This window comes from Nocardioides maradonensis, from assembly GCF_054777115.1.
This window is the reverse complement of sequence record NZ_BAAHAZ010000025.1, coordinates 49,954-56,454: the sequence shown is the minus strand read 5'-3', so window position 1 is coordinate 56,454 and position 6,501 is coordinate 49,954. Positions and strand designations below refer to the sequence as shown.

General features: G+C 72.3%; 6 protein-coding genes. 2 read left to right on the top strand and 4 right to left on the bottom strand.

Annotated features, from left to right (window positions below):
- Positions 1-93: 93 nt before the first annotated feature.
- Positions 94-1,053, bottom strand: coding sequence for a 2-hydroxyacid dehydrogenase (locus ACYVAQ_RS22115; RefSeq protein WP_460792747.1), 960 nt, complete (start codon positions 1,051-1,053; stop codon positions 94-96).
- Between the two features lie 3 nt (positions 1,054-1,056).
- Positions 1,057-1,953 (bottom strand): non-homologous end joining protein Ku, encoded by an 897-nt coding sequence (ku, locus tag ACYVAQ_RS22110; protein ID WP_460792746.1) that lies wholly within the window; start codon positions 1,951-1,953, stop codon positions 1,057-1,059.
- A 30-nt stretch (positions 1,954-1,983) separates the two neighbouring features.
- On the opposite strand from ku, the gene ACYVAQ_RS22105 reads away from it, so the two are divergent.
- Together ACYVAQ_RS22105 and ligD are read left to right on the top strand one after the other, a co-directional pair.
- Entirely contained in the window at positions 1,984-2,856 is an 873-nt protein-coding gene (locus ACYVAQ_RS22105; protein ID WP_460792745.1) for an ATP-dependent DNA ligase, read from the top strand.
- Entirely contained in the window at positions 2,853-3,746 is an 894-nt protein-coding gene (gene ligD / locus ACYVAQ_RS22100) for a non-homologous end-joining DNA ligase (protein ID WP_460792743.1), read from the top strand. The genes ACYVAQ_RS22105 and ligD overlap by 4 nt, the downstream gene beginning before the upstream one ends.
- A gap of 2 nt (positions 3,747-3,748) precedes the next feature.
- On the opposite strand, the gene ACYVAQ_RS22095 is transcribed toward ligD, so the two are convergent.
- The gene (locus ACYVAQ_RS22095; protein WP_460792741.1) at positions 3,749-4,339 is read right to left on the bottom strand and encodes a hypothetical protein; all 591 of its coding nucleotides are present in this window, start codon (positions 4,337-4,339) and stop codon (positions 3,749-3,751) included.
- 171 nt (positions 4,340-4,510) lie between these two features.
- Entirely contained in the window at positions 4,511-6,454 is a 1,944-nt protein-coding gene (locus ACYVAQ_RS22090) for a hypothetical protein (protein WP_460792740.1), read from the bottom strand.
- Positions 6,455-6,501 lie beyond the last annotated feature (47 nt).

Genomic DNA, 6,501 nt, shown 5'->3' with positions numbered 1-6,501 from the left:
CACCAACGCCGGCAATCAGCCACGCCATACCAGCACCGCAGCGACCGCCATGCAGCCAAACCTTCAATCCCCCAGCCAGACGAAACATCGAGGCTAGACCACCGGCGTCGGCGGCTCGCGCCCGTCGAGGACGGCCGCGACGTTCGCGACCGCGAGCCGGGCCATGGCCTCCCGGGTCGCGCCGGCCGCGCTGCCGATGTGCGGCACCAGCACGACGTTCTCCAGGTCGAGGAGGCCGGGGCTGACGGTCGGCTCGTCCTCGAAGACGTCGAGACCAGCAGCGCCGAGAGCGCCGCTGCGCAGCGCCTCGACGAGGGCCGCCTCGTCGACCACCGGACCGCGCGAGGTGTTGACCAGGACGCCGTCCGGGCCGATCAGCTCCAGCTCCCGAGCGCCGAGCAGGTGCCGGGTCTCGGCGTTGAGCGGGCAGTGCAGGCTGACCACGTCCGAGGCGCGCAGCAGGTCGTCGAGCGGCATGACCTCGATGCCGAGCTCGGCCGCCTCGGCGGCGTGCGAGCGGGTGGGCGTCGCGATGACGCGCATGTCGAAGGCGAGGGCGCGCCGGGCCACCGCGAGCCCGATCCGGCCGAGACCCACGATGCCGAGCGTGGCGCCCGCGCTCAGGTCCAGGCCCACGAAGAACGTCGGGCTCCACTCCCAGGGGCGCCCCGCCCGGATGAACCGGTCGCCCTCGACGACCCGGCGCGTGGTCGCGAGCACCAGCGCCATCGCGAGGTCGGCGGTGGCGCCGTCGAGGGTGCCTGGCGTGTTCGTGATGCGTACGCCGCGCGCCCGCGCCGCCTCGAGGTCGACGTTGTCGAAGCCCACCGCGAAGTTCGCGACGACCTTGAGCTGCGGGCCGGCCGCGTCGAGCAGCTCGGCGTCGATGCGGTCGGTGAGCCGCGCGATCATCGCGTCGCAGCCGGCGACCCGCCGGAGGACCTCCTCGCGCGGCGTGTCGGAACGCTGGGCGATCGTCACGTCCCAGGGCAGCTCCGCGATCTCGTCAGGGACGCCGCCGGGTGGGGGAAAGGCGACGTACACCTTGGGCAGCACTCAGCCGGCCTTCTTCTTGGCGGGAGCCTTCTTCGCGGCTGTCTTCTTGGCCGCCGTCTTCTTGGTCGCGGTCTTCTTCGCGGGCTTCTTCTCCGCCTCGGAGCTCTCGCCGCGGGCGCTCTTGGCAGCCTCGACCGAGCGCTGCAGCGCGGCCAGCAGGTCGACGACCTCGCCACCGGTCTTGGTGGAGGCGGCGGTGCGCTGCACCTCGCCGCCCTCGATCTTCGCCTTCACGACCGCCTGGACGGCCTCGGCGTAGTGGTCCTCGAACTCGGTGGGGTCGAAGTCGCCGGACAGCGTCTCGACCAGGGTGCTCGCCATCTTCCGCTCGGCGGGCTTCACCTCGCCGGTGTCGATGGTGAAGTCGGGGACCCGGATCTCGTCGGGCCACAGCAGCGTCTGCAGCACGATGACCGGCTCGCCCTCGGGCACCTGGTGGACGCGGAGCAGCGCGATGGTGGTGCGCTGGCGCAGGGCGACCGTCACGACCGCGACGCGGCCGGCCTCCATGAGCGCCTCCCGCAGCAGCGCGTAGGGCTTGGCGCCGGTCGACTCGGGCTCCAGGTAGTAGGCCTTCTCGAACATCATCGGGTCGACCTGCTCGGCCGGCACGAACTTCTCCACCGCGATCTCGCGGGAGGCCGTCAGCGGCAGGTCGCGCAGGTCCTCGTCGGTGAGGACGACCATCTCGCCGTCCTCGGTCTCGTAGCCCTTCGCGATCTCGGAGTACGGCACCTCCTCGCCGTCGATCGAGCAGATCCGCTGGTAGCGGATCCGACCCCCGTCGGAGGCGTGCACCTGGCGGAACGACACGTCGTGGCTCTCGGTCGCGGAGTAGAGCTTCACGGGCACGCTGACCAGCCCGAACGAGACCGCGCCCTTCCAGATCGCACGCATGTGTTCACGGTATCCGACAGGATGGACAGCATGCCGTTCGTGCCGCCGATGCTTGCGACCAAGGGTGACCGGGTACCCGCGGGCGATGAGTGGGTGCACGAGGTCAAGTGGGACGGCATCCGCGCGATCGTGCTCGTGGAGCCCGGGCGGGTCCGGGCCTTCACCCGCAACGGCAACCCGGTCGCGACCCAGCAGCTGGCCGGGCTGGGCGCCCTCGGCCACACCATGACCCTCGACGCCGAGCTCGTCCGGCTCGACGAGCGCGGCCCGGGCGCCGCGCGCGACGGCGGCCAGCTCTGCATCTTCGACCTGCTCGCGCTCGACGGCCGCGACCTGACCGGCCTGCCCTGGGAGGCGCGGCGGGCCGAGCTCGACGCGCTCCACCTCGGCGACGACCACTGGGTCGTACCGCCGGTGTACGACGACGGCCAGATGCTGCTCGAGGCCACCCGGGCGCAGGGGCTGGAGGGCATCGTGTCGAAGCGGCGCTCGGCGCCGTACCGCCCCGGCGTGCGGAGCCGGGACTGGCTGAAGTTCCCGCACCGGCCGCGCGAGTCGTACGTCGTCGGCGGCTGGCGTCCGGAGAAGGACACCACCGGCAACCGGCTCGGCGCCATCCTGGTCGGTACGCCGACGCCCGACGGCCTCGTCTTCCTGGGCCGGGTCGGCTCCGGTCTGGTCGGCCGGGCGGGCCTGCGCCTCGCCGAGCAGCTGGCCGGCCTGACCCGCGCGACGAGCCCGTTCGTCGCCGCGCTGCCCAAGGCCGACACGATCGGCACGACCTGGGTCGAGCCGCGGGTCGTCGTCGACATCGAGTCGCTCGGCATCGGCTCCCAGGGCAGGCTGCGGCAGCCGTCGTACCAGGGCGTGCGGATCGACCTGACCCCGGAGGACCTGCGATGACGGAGACCTGGGTCGAGGTCGACGGACGTCAGCTGAAGCTGACGAACCTGGCCAAGGTGCTCTACCCGGACACCGGGTTCACCAAGGGCGAGGTCCTCGACTACTACGCGCGGATCGCGCCCGTCCTGCTGCCGCGCCTCGCGGACCGGCCGGTGACCCGGATCCGCTGGCCGCACGGGGTCGGGCGGGAGAGCTTCTTCGAGAAGAACGCCCCGCGCGGCACGCCGTCGTGGGTGCGCACGGTGCGCGTCCCGACGACCGGGTCGCGCGGTCCGAGCCGCAACGGCGACACCCTGCTGTTCCCGATCCTCGACAGCCTGCCCGCGCTGATGTGGGCCGCCAACCTGGCCGCGCTGGAGCTGCACGTGCACCAGTGGACGGTCTCCGACGAGGGCGAGCCGGTGGGCGCCGACCGGATCGTGATCGACCTGGACCCGGGGGAGCCCGCAGGTCTGCACGAGTGCTGCCAGGTCGCCCTGCTCGCGCGGGACCTGCTGGCCGAGCGCGGCCTCGACGTGCTGCCGGTGACGAGCGGCAGCAAGGGGCTCCACGTCTACGCGCCGCTGGACGCGCCGATCCCCCCGGACGAGGCGACCAGCCTGGCCAAAGAGCTCGCCGAGGGGCTCGAGCAGGCCCACCCGAAGCTGGTGACGTCCACGATGACCAAGGCCCGGCGGCGCGGCAAGGTGTTCCTGGACTGGTCGCAGAACTCGGGGTCCAAGACGACCGTCGCCCCCTACTCGCTGCGGGCGACGCCCCGGCCCCAGGTGGCCACGCCGGTCACCTGGGACGAGGTGTCCGAGGGTGCCGAGGACCCCCTCGGGCTGGAGCAGTTCTCACCCGCGCAGGTGCTGAGCCGGGTCGAGGAGCTCGGCGACCTGTTGGCCTGACCTCACCTGCTCTCGAACCACGGACGCCGCAGGTCGTGGAACTTCGCGCCCTGCATGACGTGCTCGAGCTCGCTCCGTACGTCGGCCGGCGGCTCGATCTTCTCGCCCTCCCGCGCCGCGCTCTCCGAGGTGAACGCCACCGTCTCGGTGAAGGTGCCGTCCGGCTCGATCGCGAGCGTCGCGCCGAGGATCTCAGGGCGCATCTCGTGCAGCATCGTGGTGTCGGCCATCATCGCCTTGAGCCTCGACGGGTCGTCGACCCGGCCCTGGATGATCTGCACGAAGCCCGCGTCGTCGGACCCGCCGTCCATCATCAGCGTGACGTCGTCGCAGTCGTGGAACTCGAGCGGGCCGTCCATGGCCTTGCCGAGCCGCTCGGCCCAGGCGCCCTGCTCGGGCCGCTCCGAGTTGGCGGTCGCGGCCTCCCGCGACTCGAAACGCACCACGGCGATCAGCTGGTCGTCGTCGGTGAAGCCGTACGTGCCGCCGAGCCAGCCGTCCGCGCCCTGTGCCAGGTCCCGGCGCCACTCGTCGAGCAGCGCGTGGACCTCGTCCTGCCGCGTGCAGCGGCCCTGGACTACTTGGATGAACATGTGGTGCCTCCTCCGTCGTTCGTCGAACGGTCCGGTCGAGGCTGGGACGGGCCCCGGCCGGGCCCACCTGCGAACGTACGCCCGGCCGGGAGCGGGCGCCATGCCTGCGGGCCAGCATTTCCGCTGTCCCGCAGCCGCGACCTCAGCGCGCGCCCAGGGTCCGCCGTGTCCTCAGTGGACGACGGCGGTGAGCGCGCTCGTGGCGGAGCCGGTCCGGTAGCCGGGCACGGTGACCAGGGCGATGACCTCGATCCGGGTGCCGCGCACGGAGGCGGGCACCTTGAGCGTGGTCGTGGTGGTCGGTCGACCGATGGCGCCGCCGTACTGCCCGCCGTTGTAGGCCCACTGGTACTTCACCGTCGCTCCGGTCGGCAGCCCGGAGATGTGCGCGGTGAGGATCCGGCCGACCGCCGGGGTGCCGGTGATGGTCGGCCTGCTCGGCACCTTGTAGACCGGCTTGGTGACCGGACCTACGTAGGCCGAGGTGACCGTCGCCGGGGCGCGGTTCGTGGCCGTGCCTGTGACTGCGACCTTGATCTTCTTGCCCGCATCAGCGGCCTTCGGGGTGTAGGAGGCAGCCGTGCCGACCTTGGTCGTGTTGGCGTACCACGCATAGGTGAGGGCGGCGCCCGTCGACCACGCACCGGTGGTCTTCGTCGTCAGCTTCGTCCCCACGGCCGGCGTGCCGACGATGGAGATGCGGGAGGGCTTGGCGGTGGCCAGGAGCGGCACGCTGACGGCAGGGCTGGTCCCGGCCGGGCTGGTGAAGAAGCCGTTGCCCTGGGTGACCGCGAACGTGTAGGTGTGGCCACGGGTGAGGCCGGTGACGTCGACGGTGGCGGCGCTGTTGTCGAGGAACCCGACGCCGTCGAAGAAGTTGGTCGTCACGGCCGGGAGGACGGTGTCGGTGGTCGTGTCGGTGGCCGTCACGGTCGCCGAGGTGATCGCGGTGCCGCCGTTGGCGGAGGCGTCCCAGTCGACGGTCGCGGTGGTGCCGCTCAGCGTCGCCGCGGGAGCCGGCGCCGTCGGTGCGATGACCTCGAGCAGGCCGGGAGCGGTGCTGCTGTCGACGTCGGTGAAGGCCGAGTCGGAGGGCAGCAACAGGTAGTCCGCGTCGGCGGTGGCCAGGAAGTTCTGCGGGCCCCCGTTGTCGGTCGTCAGCGTCGGGGCGGGCGCGTCCGGCGTGTACGACGTCGTGTCGGTCGGGTCGAGGACGCTGATGCCGCTCCACGAGCCGAGCCACAGCTTGCCGCCGACGAGGCCGAGCTGGGCGTTGCCCGCGGGGGAGGCGCCGGTGCCCCGGACCGTGATGGTGCCCGGGTCGGCCGGGTCCACGGTGGCGATCTGGGTGTTGCTGCTGTCGGCGCCCGACCCGGCGACGTACACCGTGCCGTCCGCGGCGACCGTCATGCCGGAGGGCGAGCCGAGGCCGTCGGGGAGGGCGATGGGCGTGGAGGTTCCGTCGCTCAGGTTCCACAGCTGCTCGGTCGAGGAGGCCTCGCGCTGGTCCGCGACCACTGCGTAGACGACGCCCGTGCCGGGCTGCGTGGCGACGGCGAACGGCATGTAGCCGCCGGCATCGTTGCAGGTGGGGGTGCCCTCGGTTGCCGTGGTGTCGCCCACTGCCCAGGTCCAGCTCGTGAAGCAGTTGCCGGTCGCTCCGACGGCGAGGAAGCCGTCGGTCGTCGTCGTCACGCCCTGGACGAAGAAGCCGCTGCCGGTGTCGCCGGGGAGCGCGACGGCGGACGCCGTGCCGTTGCTGACGGTCCACACGTCGCCGGCGCCGCCGGTGTCGTAGCCGGCGATCGCGACGGTGTCGCCGTTCGCGACCGGGTTGCCGACCGTCCAGGAGGCCGGGATGGCGACAGCCGATCCGGCGGTGCCGGAGCTGAGGTCGACGGGGACGAGGTTCGAGCCTCCGCTGCCGTTGACGACCACGAAGGCCGTGGAGCCGTCGCCGGAGACGGTCAGGCCGGCGGTGCCGGTGCCGAAGCCACCGACCTGGGTGTGCCACGCCCCTGTGGGGGTGGCCAGCGCGGGCGTGGCCACCCCGATGACGGTGGAGGCCACGGCTGCCGCAGCAACGCCGGCGCCGAGCGACGTACGAATCTTCACGAGATGCCTTTCGAAGGAAGGTGAGGTCTGAGGGTCGCACGAAATGC

Coding starts and splice junctions, on each gene's coding strand:
- ku (WP_460792746.1), bottom strand. CDS start 1,953: ATGCGTGCGATCTGGAAGGGCGCGGTCTCGTTCGGGCTGGTCAGCGTG.
- ACYVAQ_RS22105 (WP_460792745.1), top strand. CDS start 1,984: ATGCCGTTCGTGCCGCCGATGCTTGCGACCAAGGGTGACCGGGTACCC.
- ligD (WP_460792743.1), top strand. CDS start 2,853: ATGACGGAGACCTGGGTCGAGGTCGACGGACGTCAGCTGAAGCTGACG.
- ACYVAQ_RS22095 (WP_460792741.1), bottom strand. CDS start 4,339: ATGTTCATCCAAGTAGTCCAGGGCCGCTGCACGCGGCAGGACGAGGTC.